This window comes from Sporosarcina sp. FSL K6-1540 (assembly GCF_038620285.1).
Classification (GTDB): Bacteria; Bacillota; Bacilli; order Bacillales_A; family Planococcaceae; genus Sporosarcina; species Sporosarcina psychrophila.
Map to the genome: position 1 here is coordinate 1335249 of NZ_CP152018.1, position 13807 is coordinate 1349055.

The 13807-nt window shown below is 41.2% G+C and carries 14 protein-coding genes; 2 read left to right on the forward strand and 12 right to left on the reverse strand.

Features of this window, described 5'->3' with window-relative positions; genetic code table 11:
* Positions 1-21: 21 nt before the first annotated feature.
* Together MKY15_RS05895 and MKY15_RS05900 are read right to left on the reverse strand one after the other, a co-directional pair.
* Positions 22-591, reverse strand: coding sequence for a response regulator (locus MKY15_RS05895; protein ID WP_067213538.1), 570 nt, complete (start codon positions 589-591; stop codon positions 22-24).
* Entirely contained in the window at positions 566-2023 is a 1458-nt protein-coding gene (locus MKY15_RS05900; RefSeq protein WP_187046120.1) for a sensor histidine kinase, read from the reverse strand. Before MKY15_RS05900 ends, MKY15_RS05895 begins: the two co-directional genes overlap by 26 nt.
* 152 nt (positions 2024-2175) lie before the next feature.
* Here MKY15_RS05900 and MKY15_RS05905 point away from each other — a divergent pair, with 152 nt between their 5' ends.
* A complete protein-coding gene (locus MKY15_RS05905) occupies positions 2176-2910 on the forward strand; it encodes an MBL fold metallo-hydrolase (protein WP_340741043.1) in 735 nt (244 codons plus the stop codon).
* A gap of 49 nt (positions 2911-2959) precedes the next feature.
* Here MKY15_RS05905 and MKY15_RS05910 read toward each other — a convergent pair whose 3' ends face one another.
* The 8 genes from MKY15_RS05910 to MKY15_RS05945 all read right to left on the reverse strand — a co-directional run bounded on the left by MKY15_RS05910 (position 2960) and on the right by MKY15_RS05945 (position 11243).
* Positions 2960-3517 (reverse strand): PepSY domain-containing protein, encoded by a 558-nt coding sequence (locus MKY15_RS05910; RefSeq protein ID WP_342539252.1) that lies wholly within the window; start codon positions 3515-3517, stop codon positions 2960-2962.
* An 87-nt stretch (positions 3518-3604) separates the two neighbouring features.
* Positions 3605-4300 carry a PepSY domain-containing protein gene (locus tag MKY15_RS05915; RefSeq protein WP_342539253.1) on the reverse strand — a complete coding sequence of 232 codons (696 nt, stop codon included), beginning with the start codon at positions 4298-4300 and terminating at the stop codon, positions 3605-3607.
* 38 nt (positions 4301-4338) lie between these two features.
* On the reverse strand, positions 4339-5700 hold the full coding sequence (locus tag MKY15_RS05920; protein ID WP_187046124.1) for an ATP-binding protein: 1362 nt from the start codon (positions 5698-5700) through the stop codon (positions 4339-4341).
* Positions 5690-6400: a response regulator transcription factor gene (locus MKY15_RS05925; protein ID WP_187046125.1), complete on the reverse strand. Its 711-nt coding sequence runs from the start codon at positions 6398-6400 to the stop codon at positions 5690-5692. The genes MKY15_RS05920 and MKY15_RS05925 overlap by 11 nt, the downstream gene beginning before the upstream one ends.
* Before the next feature lie 94 nt (positions 6401-6494).
* On the reverse strand, positions 6495-8132 hold the full coding sequence (locus MKY15_RS05930) for a M20/M25/M40 family metallo-hydrolase (protein ID WP_342539254.1): 1638 nt from the start codon (positions 8130-8132) through the stop codon (positions 6495-6497).
* Positions 8133-8144: 12 nt separating this feature from the next.
* A complete protein-coding gene (locus MKY15_RS05935) occupies positions 8145-9563 on the reverse strand; it encodes an amino acid permease (RefSeq protein WP_067213545.1) in 1419 nt (472 codons plus the stop codon).
* A gap of 43 nt (positions 9564-9606) precedes the next feature.
* Complete coding sequence (locus MKY15_RS05940) at positions 9607-10368, reverse strand: arginine deiminase family protein (protein WP_067213546.1); 762 nt, start codon at positions 10366-10368, stop codon at positions 9607-9609.
* A 20-nt stretch (positions 10369-10388) separates the two neighbouring features.
* Positions 10389-11243, reverse strand: a complete 855-nt coding sequence (locus MKY15_RS05945; RefSeq protein WP_342539713.1) for an arginine deiminase family protein — start codon at positions 11241-11243, stop codon at positions 10389-10391.
* 188 nt (positions 11244-11431) lie between these two features.
* On the opposite strand from MKY15_RS05945, the gene MKY15_RS05950 reads away from it, so the two are divergent.
* Positions 11432-12172, forward strand: a complete 741-nt coding sequence (locus tag MKY15_RS05950) for an IclR family transcriptional regulator (protein ID WP_067213547.1) — start codon at positions 11432-11434, stop codon at positions 12170-12172.
* 96 nt (positions 12173-12268) lie between these two features.
* Here the strand turns inward: MKY15_RS05950 and MKY15_RS05955 are convergent, their stop codons facing one another.
* Both MKY15_RS05955 and MKY15_RS05960 read right to left on the reverse strand, forming a co-directional pair.
* Positions 12269-13096, reverse strand: coding sequence for an undecaprenyl-diphosphate phosphatase (locus tag MKY15_RS05955; protein ID WP_067213548.1), 828 nt, complete (start codon positions 13094-13096; stop codon positions 12269-12271).
* Positions 13097-13103: 7 nt separating this feature from the next.
* Positions 13104-13715 carry a DedA family protein gene (locus MKY15_RS05960; protein ID WP_342539255.1) on the reverse strand — a complete coding sequence of 204 codons (612 nt, stop codon included), beginning with the start codon at positions 13713-13715 and terminating at the stop codon, positions 13104-13106.
* Positions 13716-13807: the final 92 nt, after the last annotated feature.

Consider the following 13807-nt stretch of genomic DNA (forward strand, 5'->3'; position numbering starts at 1 on the left):
AGCGCCTTTGCTTGTTGTTATTCACTTTTGTTGTGCAATAATTTCCTTAGCCAATGACTCCATTGTCATTTGTCTGGTCATACTAGAATCTCTCATTCGTTTAAACGCTTCTTCTTCCGTTATTTGTTCCATTTGCATTAGAATTCCTTTGGCTCGTTCAATCAGTTTTCTTTTTTCTACTTCTTGTTTCGCGTTTTTAATATCCTCTTTCAGTCTTTTTGCTTTACCCGACTGATGGAGAGCGATTTCAACTGCTGGTATTAAATTTGATTCCGCAATAGGTTTGACCAAATAACCTACAATATTATCCTGTTGTGCTTTCTTGATAAATTCTTTTTGACTATAAGCCGTGATGATTAAAATCGGTAAGTCTAACTGATTGGCAATAATTTGACTGGCTTGTAGTCCGTTAATCTTGGGCATTTTAATATCCATCAAAATTAGGTCCGGTTTATGTAAAAATGCGAGTTCAATCGCTCGATCACCGTCCCCTGCCTCACCGACAACATCGTAGCCATGGTCTTCTAACATCATCTTGATATCCATACGAATTAAGGATTCATCTTCAGCTATCAATATTTTCTTTCTCATAATAAATAATAACCTCCGGACTTACTGGAAACATAATTGCTGCGTGTGTTCCTATGTCTTCCGGCATATAACTAAATTCGCCATTCAAGTCATTCACAACTAAATTACGTACAATTTCTAAACCAAGTGATGACTTCGTTTGTTTAATCCCAACACCGTTGTCGGAAATATGAAGCTCCAAAGAGTCTGCCTTCGAATAAAAGTTAACAATAATCTCACCGCGAGTGTCTCCAGGAAATGCGTGTTTCAAGGAGTTTTGAACGAGTTCATTAACAATTAGTGCAATTGAAACCGCTTTCCTTGATGATGTTAATATTCTATTGCCATTTGACCTAATAATCAAGCCCACTTTTTTATTGGGGCCATTTATTGTCATTGTTGAACAAACCTTTTTTGTAAGCTCAATGATATCCACATCATCATCTTCTGCATCTTCATTAGCCAAAATCAATTCGTAAACGGAGGAAATACTAAATACTCTGTTTAGCGTATCTTCAAAGTAGGATTTACTTTCTTCGGAAATCCCCTTCCTCATTTGTAGCCTAAGTAAGCTTGCCACGGTTTGAAGATTATTCTTCACTCTATGGTGAATTTCTTGAATAACAACGGATTTCATCATAAGTTCTTTTTCTTTCGTACGGAGCTCAGTTAAGTCTTGGATAACGAGTAAGGTCCCTCTCATTTCATCCTTTTTTCGCAATCGAATTTTTTTGACAACGAGATTCTTACGGTCTAATGTTAATTCAGATACAAAAACGTCATCTTGCTGATCATATACAGGTTTAAGAAAAGGCAATAACTCTACTAAGTTTACATTTTGTATTTCTTCCGTATGACTCATCTCTGTTATGAATTTAACACCTACTGGATTTGCATAAGTCAACTTATTTTCATGGTCAGTCAACAGGAAAATTTCCATTAATAAGTCCGAAACTATCGGCATTTCACTATTCTTATCCCCCAAGACATAGCCGATTGACTCCTGTCCAAATGGAAGATCTTCAAGATTATTAGTGTAAGGCATGGCATGATAGACTTCTTTCTCTTGTATAAGTACAGCTATTACTTGATGCATATTATTTTTAATAGGAACTACACTTTGCTCCACAGATCTTCCTTCTTGTGTTACCGCCTGACGAATTAGTGACTTCTTCCCTTTTCGATAACTATAAAACACACCCGGCTCAAAGGAATCAAACACTATCTTTCCAATAACCGAATTTTCATAAACAGCATTAATAGACTTTGGAAAAGCCTCGGCAACAACAATTGCCTGTTCATTGTCTTTCATCTTACAATCAATGAACATATAAGCATCCGATAAATCCGCATACATTTGTAATGTAGAAGCAACACTTTTTAATTGTTGAATATCATCAGCTGACAGGTCCGTATATATAGTACACAATTGCTCGAGTGTAGATTCTGCCACTGTTAGTTAATACCCACCTTTATTTGAATTCTTTGAATACATTATAGTATTTATATCCTACAGGGTCAATATTATTCTACACTTCCTACTTTCAATTGACTCCGTTTCAAGGTACACTTTTTTCACTTGCAATGGAATTGGAGGAATTCATAATGAAAATAACACCAATCGGTATCTGGGGTGGATACCCGAAAGCAAATAGTGCCACTTCGTCTTTTTTGATCGAACACGATAACTTTCATTGTCTCATTGATTGCGGCAGTGGCGTACTTTCCTCATTGCAAAATTATTTACCTTTAGAAAAAATTGACGCTGTTGTCATCAGTCATTATCACGCAGACCATATTGCTGACGTCGGGAGTCTCCAATTCAGCAGGATCATTAATTTTTATCTAGGTCATCAAGCTCCTCCATTACCGATTTATGGGCACACTAAAGATCAAGAGAATTTCGCAAAACTCTCGTACCAAGATCAAACAATAGGCATTGGCATTTCAGAAGATGATGTCATTCAAATAGGTCCATTTAAAGTGAGCTTTTGCCGTACGGTACATCCCGTCTATTGCTTGGCAATGAAATTCAAGGTCGGTGGCCAGTCCATTGTACTCACCGCAGATACAGAATGGCGAGATGAACTGATTGATTTCGCACGCGGCGCTGATCTTTTAATTAGCGAGGCCAATTTATATGAAGAACACGTCGGGAAAGCACCAGGTCATATGGGCGGAAGCGAAGCTGGAAGAATGGCGAAATTGGCGGGAGTAAAACAACTTGTGTTAACCCACTTGCCGTTGCACGGAAATATTGAAGAAATTCTTGATGCAGCTGTCGTCGTATATGATGGGCCTACTGAACTTGCTGAAGTTGGGAAAGTATACGAAGTGTAAATTGTTTTTCCCCATAAAAATAGGGCTGTTCAGGAACAGCCCCTTTACTTCAATCATTATCTTTATCACTATCTTTTTCAAATTTCAGAACTTCACCTGAAATTGCATCAATATCAAAGTCGTAGTCATATTTTCCATCTCGAATTTCGATTTCATAGACTACTCGGCCATCATCTTCGTCTAATTTCACTTCTGCCACAGTACCTTTTGCTTGTTTCATCGCAATATTGACAGCAGCTTTTTCTGTTATAAATTTACCATTTGGAGCAATCACTTTATCGTCTGAATCGTCGTTATCAAAGTCGTCATCATTATCATTTTCTTTATCTGTGCGCAATACTTTTCCAGTTTTCGCATCGATATCGAGATCATATTCAAAGCCGTTTGTTTTAACTTCAACCTCATAAATATCACCCACTCGTTCACGGTCCAATTCAATTCCAGTCACTGTTCCACCTACTGATTTTACAGCAATTGCTTCCGCTTCTTCCATCGTCAATAAACCTTTTGGCGTCGCCGCGAAACTATGTCCCGCGTTCCCAGCCACCGCAACTCCACCTATTACAAGCACGCCAGCCAATGCTGGAATCATCATCCATTTCTTCATCTTGTATCTCCTCCTTTTGTTGTTACCTTCATATTACTCGGCGAACATGAGAGGACATTGTGAGGAGTATTAGAATTTGATGAGAGATTAGTCATCCCATGTGACAGACATTATTTTTCCTGAAATTGCATGAATCTGGAAGGTACCTTCCCGGTCATCAGCTGCTTCGATTTCGATTAGGTAGTAGCCTCCATCGCTTGTTTTTTCATACGAAAAGTCATCTACATCACCTTTTAGTTGAGTTTGCGCAATTGCAATTGCCTGTTCCTTGGTAATAAGCGCATTTTCCCCTGTCGTTTCCTTCACGGTTTCAGTGATTATTTTCCCCGTCATGGCGTCGACTGTCACCTTTGTAAACTTCGGGTCTTTCGACAGCTTCACCTCGTAAATCGGGGTTTCCCCGCCTGTAATCAATGAAATCCGTTCCGTTTCACCGCTATATTTCCCCGCTATAATTTCTTTCACCTTAGACTCAGAAAGCACGTCCGGAATCTCTTCCTTCATTTCACCAGTCTGGGTAAGCGATAAAACACTTCCTGTCATTGCGTCAACTTCAGCCGAATAAACCGCTTCACCTCGACTCATTTCTGCTTGATAAACGCCGTTCGTTATTGAGATGCGGTCAACAGTTCCACCGTACATGCTCTCCAACTGAGTTCGGATCGTATCAGCCGCCATCGGTTCCTGCTTATTGATCAAACTTCCTATATAAAATCCGCCCACCGTTAGAAGTACTAAGGTTAACAGGGACGGAATAAACCATGATTTTTCCAAAAAATGCATACTCCTCGCCTCCTTTCATTCATCATACGATTCCAACATTAAAAATCGGTGAGAATCTGTTTTTTGGGCATGATGATCCGGAAGGTGGTTCCTACGCCAACGCTACTTTCTATATTCAATTCTGCTCCAAGACCATCTGCAAGTTCCTTAGCAATTGCCAGCCCAAGGCCCGTTCCACCTGTTTTACGGTTTCGGTCTTCATGGACTCGATAGAATCGGTCAAAAATGTGCGGCAAGGCTTCTTTAGGGATTCCGTTTCCATAGTCAGTAACAGCAATGGAAATAGAAGTTTCATTTTTCGAAATAGTCGTTTTAATTTCTCGTTCGCTATATTTTCGTGCATTATCAAGGAGGATGAATAATAATTGCCTAAGTTTTTCAGCATCTGTTACCACAACCACAGAACCGTTCCCTTCTAGAATGAAATCTCTTGCGTGTGCATGACGCATTGGTTGTAAGGTCTTTTCAACCAAAGAATTAATATCCGTTTCCTCAAACTTAAACGCAACATGTTCTTGATTTCTTGCAAGATGGAGCATTTGCTCAATCATATCCTTCATCCGAATGGATTCCCCAAGAATTGCTCCGACTGCCTCTTTTGCCACCGAAAGGTCATCAAATCCGCGGCGTGAGAGAAGCCGCGCGTAGCTTTCTATAACAGTGAGCGGCGTTTTTAATTCATGCGAGGCATTGGAAACGAACTGTTCTTGTTTTTTAAAATTGCTCTCGAGTTGCCCCATCATATCGTTGAACTCATGGCCCATCTGCGCCATTTCGTCCTTCCCTTCGGCTGGGACCTCAATCTTCTCGTATGTTCCCGTTTGCCGGCTTTGTGACATCGTTTTAATGAGATTATCAATTGGTTGGATCACGATGCGACCAAGCGCAACGCTTGAGATCGTTATGGGAATCATCGCGATAAGGGTCACTCCGAAGAGGATAAGCTTGAGCAAGCTCAAATTATGTTTTACATCACTTAGCAGTTGAATCGTTTGCAGTTCAACCACTTTTCCGTCTGTCCAAATAACTGGCTCGCGCATCGTAAGTATCGGTGTATTGTCAAATTCACCGATTGAATAGCGTTCGCCTGGTTTTATTTCAGGATGGTAACTTCTAATTCCTTCCGCCGATTCGGACTCCACTTTCAACTTGCCCGTTGGATCCAAAATACGGACCGCACCATTCGGTGGTCTGTAGGCATGGAGAACCGTCGCTGGATTCGTTTTTTCGGTCATCTGGCTGAGCGAAGCAATCAAGTCTTGCGATTGCGTTTTTAGCTGATTATACTCCGTGTCATATGCCAATTTCCCGTACACAAAATAGATGCCCGTGTTCGTCAACGTTAAGATAACGAGCATCAGCAACGTAGAAAAAAGGTGAATCTTTGTTTTAAGCTTCATTAACCTGTTGCTCCTTTAAAACATAACCAACACCCCGTATCGTTTGGATAAGCGTGCTTTTTTCCCCTTGTTCGATTTTCTTCCGGACATATCGAATGTACACATCCACGACGTTTGTATCACCGTAATAGTCGAATCCCCAAACAGCGTCTAGCAACTGTTCACGTGACAACACTTGGTTTGGGTGTTTCAACAGATGAAGTAAAAGATCGTACTCCCGTGGTGTTAGCTCAATGGAGCGGCCATTTCTTGTTACGTCACGTGTTTGCTCATGAAGAGACAAACCCGCAAATTCAAGGAGATGTTCGTCTTTAGTCTCTACAGACGCCACAGGTTTAGAGAATCTAAGTGCCGAACGAATCCTTGCGAGTAATTCATCGATTTCAAAAGGTTTCGTCACATAATCATTCGCCCCGAGGTCAAGCCCGGCCACCTTATCTTCCACATCACTTTTCGCCGTCAATAATATGACTGGCGTGTCTGCTTCTGTTGCTCGAATCCGTCGTAATACGTCTAACCCATTCAATCCAGGTAACATAAGATCTAATAGAACAAGATCCCATCGTTGTTCACGATATTTGATAAGCCCGTCTGGTCCTGTATGTGCAATGCCCGTTTCATAGCCCTCAAACTCAAGCTCAAGCTGAAGGACACGTGCGATATTTTCTTCGTCTTCGATGATTAAGATTTGCTCTTTCATTCGATTCACCTGCCACTTTTTCTTTCATCTTAACAGATGCAGACAATAAATAGAGACCTTCACTATTTCCGAAGGTCTCCACATTTCAGTTATATTAGCCTGTACATGTTTCCAAACTTTCATTCGTGACATACATGCTCTTCACGAGCGTTTCCAGCATAACAGGCATTTCCACAAAAGCACTGTCGACATGTAAACGCTCCGTCCGTTGATGTGCATCTTTCCCAAACGGACCTACATTGAACACGGGCGCTTTCAACTGGGCCATCTCAGTGAATGGAATGCTATACGTTTCGCCCCATACCGGCGTATTGCTTTCGAATGCAGCCCAGCCATTTGTGTCGTCATCGTAGTTAACATAACTTAGGTCACAGATACCGTTGAAGTAATGAATCTGTTCGACTGTATTATTAAATGTTTCCGCTGTTTTCTTCATCAATTCAATCGACTGGATGACAAGCGGGTTATCCGACGAGTTAATGGCTGGATAGTAAGGTGGTGCATAAAGAAGGACAGTTGCCGGCGCAAGTTCCTGGCATTGGATCATCAAGTTATCGACGATACGAAGCGATTTTTCACGATCATCCCACTCTTCGTTATGGAGTACTTCTTGCTTCAAGCGATCCACTTCTTTTTCCCCTAATTTTAGCAAAGCATGTTCAAGGAGCTGTTCATAACGCAAAACGTTCACTTCCCCTACGCCTTTCACTTGCTCTCGTTCACAAATAACCTTGTAGCTATCGTTGCACGCTGCCATTGCCTCAAGTGCCACTTGTTCGAACAAATCCATCACTTCCGATGCCGTACGCTTCATCAGGAAAACATTATATAATGCTACTGCGCGGTAAGGCGTTTGCGTCGAGTATTGAAGCTTTAAATCTTTTTGTTGCAATGAAACCGGCAACGGCGTACTTTCTCCAAGATCCGTCTCGCGGAATAATTCGTTCCATTCCATCCGTTGTGTCAGATATGAAGCAATATAGTTCGCAGTCATACCTTTCATTGGCTCGCCGACATGCGTTTCTTTGCCATAGAACAATGCAGCGGGCATGATTTTCCCGATGGTACCCGAGTAAACATATTCAGCAATATCCGTTGGGTTTTGGGAAAACGATGGCTCGCTATTTAAAAATAGTTTATACGTTAACCCTTGCTCCTCACGAATACGGACAAGCTCCTTCACTACAGCACGCATCCCTGCTGAGTTAACTTCCTCATCAGGAACGGTAGCTAATAATAGATTGATTGGCCATTTTTCAACACTGGCTTTTTCAATGAGTTGCATATGAAGCGCAAGCCCCATTTTCATATCCATTGTGCCTCGACCAAACAAGTAATTTCCGGTCTCCAAGTCGATGCGTGCATCCTCCGGAAGATCAGCATTATGCTGGGGTTCAGACAACATTTTCGTCAGCATTTCCGGATAAAATGCAAACGGCTCCAACACACCATATTCTTCAGTCCATACGGTATCGAAGTGACTTATAAGAACAATCGTTTCTGTTGCTTCGGGATGCTTGTACAAAGCAGTGACAGCTTGACGACCAAGCCCTGCATCGTGAAGTGCCAACTGATTCGGTTTATTTATGAAATACGCTAGTTCATTTAATTTCGCCTCTAATTTGGGAGCAAATGTATTCTCCCCTTCAGTTAACGTACGGCTGTCCCAGCTAACGAGTTCACATAACAGTGACCGAAGTGTAGAGGGTGTGCCCCATAGTAATTGGTTCATAATAATTCTCCTTTAATTTACAGGTTTCACTTCGGTTTCAACACTAACCTTGTTCTTTTTTTCCAACCTGAATTTATAAAACAGCATACATGCAACTAAAAATCCGACCCCGTAGTATAACCCAATCCGCTGTGTTGGATCGAATGCCAAAAAGACGAGAATAAGAAGACAAAAGGCGATACAAAACAATGGGACATAAGGATAGAAAGGGACTTTATATTTTAAGTCTTCCAATTTTCCGCCCTCTTTCAAATAGTGACGACGGAACATCAATTGAGATGTCGCAATCCCCATCCACGAAATTGTGACAGCTATTCCTGCAATCGACATGAGTAATACGAACACTGCCTCTGCTTCCATCACACTTGTCAATAATGATAAGAGGGAGAACGACATTGTGAAGATAAGTGCATTGAGCGGTACTCTATTTTTCGATAATCGCCCGAACATCTTAGGTGCCATCCCTTCGTTTGACATTGCCCATAGAAGTCGCGTTGACGCATATAAACACGAATTTCCCACTGACAAAATCGCCGTCAAGATAACAAAGTTCATAATACCCGCCGCGTACGGAACGCCGGCAATTTCCATCAATGTCACAAACGGACTGGCAAGTAAACCAAGTTCGGATGCAGGAAAAATAGCCGATAAAACAATAATCGAAGCGATATAGAAAATGACAATTCTAAAAATTATCGTTCGGATTGCTTTTGGTATGTTCTTTTCAGGATTTTCTGTTTCCCCTGCCGCAATTCCAACCAACTCCGAACCTTGATAGGAGAAGATAACGTTCATCATCGTCACAAACACGATCGCGATGCCCGCTGGGAATAACCCTGTAGGAGCTAAATTTGTTAAGAAGGGTGTTGAACGACCTTCCATAGGAATGAAGCCAAAAATCGCCGCAAACCCAATGATAAGGAACAAAATAACTGCAAGGACTTTAATACCTGCAAACCAGAATTCAGCTTCTGCAAATCCTCTCGTCGACAACGCATTCAAAGAGAATAAGAGGACCATAAATATCAAACACCAAATCCAAATCGGAACATTTGGGAACCAATGTTGCATAAGTATTCCAGCAGCAGTGAATTCCACTCCCGCAGTGGCAGCCGAACCTACAAAATACATCCAGCCAAGTGAAAAACCAGCCGAAGGACTAATATAACGCGTTGCATATGTTTGGAAAGACCCTGTCACAGGCATATGGACAGCCAGCTCGCCAAGACAAACCATAACCATATATAAAATCAAACCACCGAATAAGTATCCAAGCAGCGCTCCCCCCGCGCCGGCTTGATTAATTGTATAGCCTGCATTCAGAAACAGACCGGTTCCAATTACTCCTCCGAGAGAGAGCATAAACAAGTGACGGCTTTTCATAGAACGTTTTAATAGATTATCTTGCGGTTGTTCCCCTTTGTTTGACATGATATTCACTCCCCTGTTTTCCCCATTTACTTTTCGATTACGGTTAGAAGCGTAATGACAAACAGCTTAATCCGCCGTCATGCTTCTGAACTTCAGACATTTCCAGTTCGATTGTTTCATAGCCCGCTTCATTAAATTTACGTTTTGTTTCTTCATATCCTGACGGAATAATGACATAATCATTCACACGGATACAGTTGGCTGAATACTCGTCTTCCTTACCTATAACAATTTTTTCATATGAATCAAATGCTGGATGATCCACAAATTCTCCCGCAACGACCATCCGGTTATCTCCTAGGTAAGCAATTCCTGTTTTCAAATGGAAAAACTCTTTTAACGGAATAATCGTAGCTTCATAACCTTGTTGTTCTAATATCCCTTTCAATTGAAGTGCTCCTTCTTCATTCGTCCGTTCAGAAATCCCAATATAGAAATTGTTCTCCGCTTGAAGAATATCGCCGCCATCTAGTGTTCCTGGCGATTTTATATAGTGAAGTTTCTCGTAAAATCCTTTTAGAGTAGCTTCGATTTCCTTGATTTCTCCATTACGTGATTCCGCTCCTGGATTTGTAATAACCGCGAAATCAGATGTCAACACGGCAGCATCTTCTACAAATGTCGAGTCTGGGAATTCTTCGCTTGCTGGAAGATGTGTAACAGTCACGCCGCACTTTTCCAACGCTTCAACATACTTTTTATGCTGTTCTAGTAACTTTTCAAATACGGGCTTTCCTAAATCAGAAGTCGTCAATCCATTCAAATAGCTTTCCCCAGGTGTTTTAACAATTACGTTTGAATACATACCCATTCCACTCCTCATTTTTAGTTTCTTACTACGGGAGAAGTCAAACACGTTGGACCACCCGTCCCTTTTACACTTATTTCTTCACCTTTATATTCATAAACTGTAGCTCCAGCATCGAGCAATTGTTTTTTCGTGGAAGCGTTTCCAGAAACAATTACACAAACCCGTGGTGCCAGTGCCAACACGTTGCAACCAAGTGTGTCATATTCATCTTTCGGAACTTCAATTAGCTGGATTTTTCGTTCAATCAACAACTGCCGGAAAAAAACAGGCATTAGTGGTGAATGCACGACTGCCAAATCACGATCGACCATACTGATGAACGACATAAGATGCAGACATTCCGCTTCTCCTTGATCATGTGGTAGTTGAACGACGATGAATTCGTCGACGAAAGACGCTGTCATTTCTTTCAATTGCCGGATTGCTTCATCATTCGTACGGTATCCACGGCCTACAACAAGTGTCTTGTCGTCCAACCAAACAATATCACCGCCATCTGACACTGCGTCTCCAGTCAACTCACCAACAATAGCAATTTCTCTTTCTGCAAGAAACTTTTTATATACTACCGCTTCCGGTTGTCTCAGTTTTTTACCTGATTTCAAAATGATTGCTCCTGCTGGCGTAAACTTCACCGGATCATGTGCATACAACGAATCCATACCAACTTCAGGCGATGCAGGTAAATAATCAATCTGTGGGACATATTTTTCAAGAATCCCTATAAAATTCGAATACTCGCGAACCGCCCCTTTAAAATTCGGTTCCTCAAGGTAATTGAATGTTTTCCATTGATCCGCGAGATGATTTTGATTTTGAAAAGCTTCATTTGGATGCTTTACAATCACCCGTTCTAATGGACTGTACATTGATGAACAATAAGTCAATTTACGTCACCCTTTTCCGCATAGTGGAAAACGTTTCCGAATAACGGAAAGTTTATATATAAAATATATTCTCTTCATGGTACAATGTCAATGTATTTCAAATACTTTTAATTCTTTTTTTCAGAGTAATGAATTTTACTTAGTTATTTATATGATAGGTGGTGCTTTAAATGCAATCAATTGACCGCGCTATGATCGTAGCCAAAACTCTTGCTACACACACTTCAGAAAACGGAGTGTCTATTTCAGACCTTTCCAAGCAATGCGAATTACCACTCAGTACAATGCATAGATTGCTGAAAGCGATGATTAAACAAGGTATGGTGGAGCAGGATGAGCGTACGAAATGCTATCGGCTCGGAACGATTTGGTTAGAATACGGTTTGCAAGTGTATGATTCGATGGATTATGTCACTAAAATAAGGCCAGAGCTAGAACGTTTGAGCCATGAAGTAGATGAAAGTGTCTATCTAAGCCGCCCCGCAGGATTAGAAGCAATTATTTTAGAGAGAATAGATAGTGAAAATAATACAATCCGGATTTATGACCAACTCGGTTTGCGCATTCCAATGAATATCGGTGCGGCTAATAAAGCGATGCTTGCCAATATGCCTTCTTTTAAGTCCACGGACATTTTGAAGAAACTGTTGCCTATCGAACAATTGGCTCCAGTAGAAGTAACGCTAAAACAGATAAAAAAACTAGGATATGCTACGAGTCACGGTGAAAGGACGGAAGGTACTTCTTCTGTCGCGGTGGCCATTGTTGATGGATTAGGAGAAGTTGTCGGGGCAATCAGTATAGGCTTCGTCAGTTTCAATCTGACTGAAAATCGGATGGATTTCCTTATTGAAAAAGTTATGGAAACAGGTAGAAGGATTTCGGAAAAACTAGGTTCGAACAGTAATTAATCACCAATTTATAAGTAGATCAGATATCTTCAGACTGCATTGCAAAGACAAAAAAACGACTCCCGCGCACCAATGTGCAGGAGTCGTTTCAGATTCTTATAAAAACACAATAACCGCTAGCACAGCTGCTAATATAAGTCGGTAAATTGCGAACGGTACAAGCTTGACGCGTGAGATGAGCTTCAAGAAGAAGCGAATCGAGATAAGCGCAAAGATGAATGCACTGATGAATCCGACGATATAAAACGACAGATTATCCATTGATAAGTACTCCCAGTTTTTCAAAACCGATACAAGGCTTGCACCCATCATAATTGGAACAGCCATTATGAACGTGAAATCTGCCGCCGTTCTATGGTTCATGCCGAACAGTACACCACCCGAAATCGTGGCGCCTGAGCGCGAAAATCCTGGCCATAATGACAGACATTGGACAAGACCAACCGAGAATGCCTGTTTGTATGTGATTTGGTCCAACGTTTGTACTTTCGGTTTTTTTGGACCAAATTTATCAGCCACAATCATAAGAATAGCCCCTGCCACCAAGGCAAAAATAACCGTTTCCACTCCGAATAAATAATCATCAATCAGATCTTTAAACGCAAATCCAAGAATGACTGCCGGAAGCATACCGATAATGACATGCCCTAAATTGAAACGTGAATTCATCTTTTTACCATCAATCTTATAAAGTCCGACTAGGCTAAAAAGACGTTTCCAAAATACGACGACAACCGCTAAAATCGATCCTAGCTGGATAACAATCTTAAATGTAATCGCGGGATATTTACCTAAAAACTCTTCTGTCTTCAGCCACATATCATCGACAATAATCAAGTGACCCGTCGATGATACAGGTGCGAACTCCGTCATACCTTCAACAAATCCAAGTATTAACGCTTTAATCAAATCAAATAATTCCATAAGTTAGTTACACTCTCTTTCTACGGAAGCGAATATACCAAATGCAAATCGCAATTCCGCCAATTGCTAGCAGTGCGTACGCAACGTTCGAATAGATGTCCATATAATGAACAATCGATTGCCAATTGTCGCCGACTGCTGCGCCGACCATAACAAGTGCCGTATTCCAGATCAGACTACCGATTGTTGTAAGTAAAATGAAGAGCGGGAAGTTCATATTCGACATACCTGCTGGAATCGAGATTAGGCTCCGTATTAGTGGAACTAGGCGACAGAGTAGCACTGTCCACGGACCATATTTGTCGAACCATGCATCGGCCTTACGGATATCTTTTCGAGTAAGACGTAAAACGCCACCCCACCGATCAACAATTTTCTCAAGGCGTGCCACATCGAGAAATAACCCGATACTATACAAAATCATCGCCCCAATAATTGATCCGACCGTTGCTGCAATGATTACACCCATTCGAGTCATATCCGAATAAGTCGTCATGAATCCACCGAATGTCAAAATAACTTCAGATGGTATTGGTGGAAACACATTCTCAATCATGATTAATAAAAACACACCAAAATAGCCAAACTGGTCCATAAATTCAGTAATCCAATTTTCCACGCTTCGCCCCCACCAACTATTACTTTACTAAATACCGAATGCAAGTGCAAACTGACTTCGTGAAATGAATAGACGTTCCTTTATAAGAAGAA

Coding starts and splice junctions, on each gene's coding strand:
- MKY15_RS05930 (WP_342539254.1), bottom strand. CDS start 8,132: ATGAACCAATTACTATGGGGCACACCCTCTACACTTCGGTCACTGTTA.
- MKY15_RS05955 (WP_067213548.1), bottom strand. CDS start 13,096: ATGGAATTATTTGATTTGATTAAAGCGTTAATACTTGGATTTGTTGAA.
- MKY15_RS05945 (WP_342539713.1), bottom strand. CDS start 11,243: ATGTACAGTCCATTAGAACGGGTGATTGTAAAGCATCCAAATGAAGCT.
- MKY15_RS05915 (WP_342539253.1), bottom strand. CDS start 4,300: ATGCATTTTTTGGAAAAATCATGGTTTATTCCGTCCCTGTTAACCTTA.
- MKY15_RS05950 (WP_067213547.1), top strand. CDS start 11,432: ATGCAATCAATTGACCGCGCTATGATCGTAGCCAAAACTCTTGCTACA.
- MKY15_RS05905 (WP_340741043.1), top strand. CDS start 2,176: ATGAAAATAACACCAATCGGTATCTGGGGTGGATACCCGAAAGCAAAT.
- MKY15_RS05920 (WP_187046124.1), bottom strand. CDS start 5,700: ATGAAGCTTAAAACAAAGATTCACCTTTTTTCTACGTTGCTGATGCTC.
- MKY15_RS05940 (WP_067213546.1), bottom strand. CDS start 10,368: ATGTATTCAAACGTAATTGTTAAAACACCTGGGGAAAGCTATTTGAAT.
- MKY15_RS05895 (WP_067213538.1), bottom strand. CDS start 591: ATGAGAAAGAAAATATTGATAGCTGAAGATGAATCCTTAATTCGTATG.
- MKY15_RS05925 (WP_187046125.1), bottom strand. CDS start 6,400: ATGAAAGAGCAAATCTTAATCATCGAAGACGAAGAAAATATCGCACGT.
- MKY15_RS05935 (WP_067213545.1), bottom strand. CDS start 9,563: ATGTCAAACAAAGGGGAACAACCGCAAGATAATCTATTAAAACGTTCT.
- MKY15_RS05910 (WP_342539252.1), bottom strand. CDS start 3,517: ATGAAGAAATGGATGATGATTCCAGCATTGGCTGGCGTGCTTGTAATA.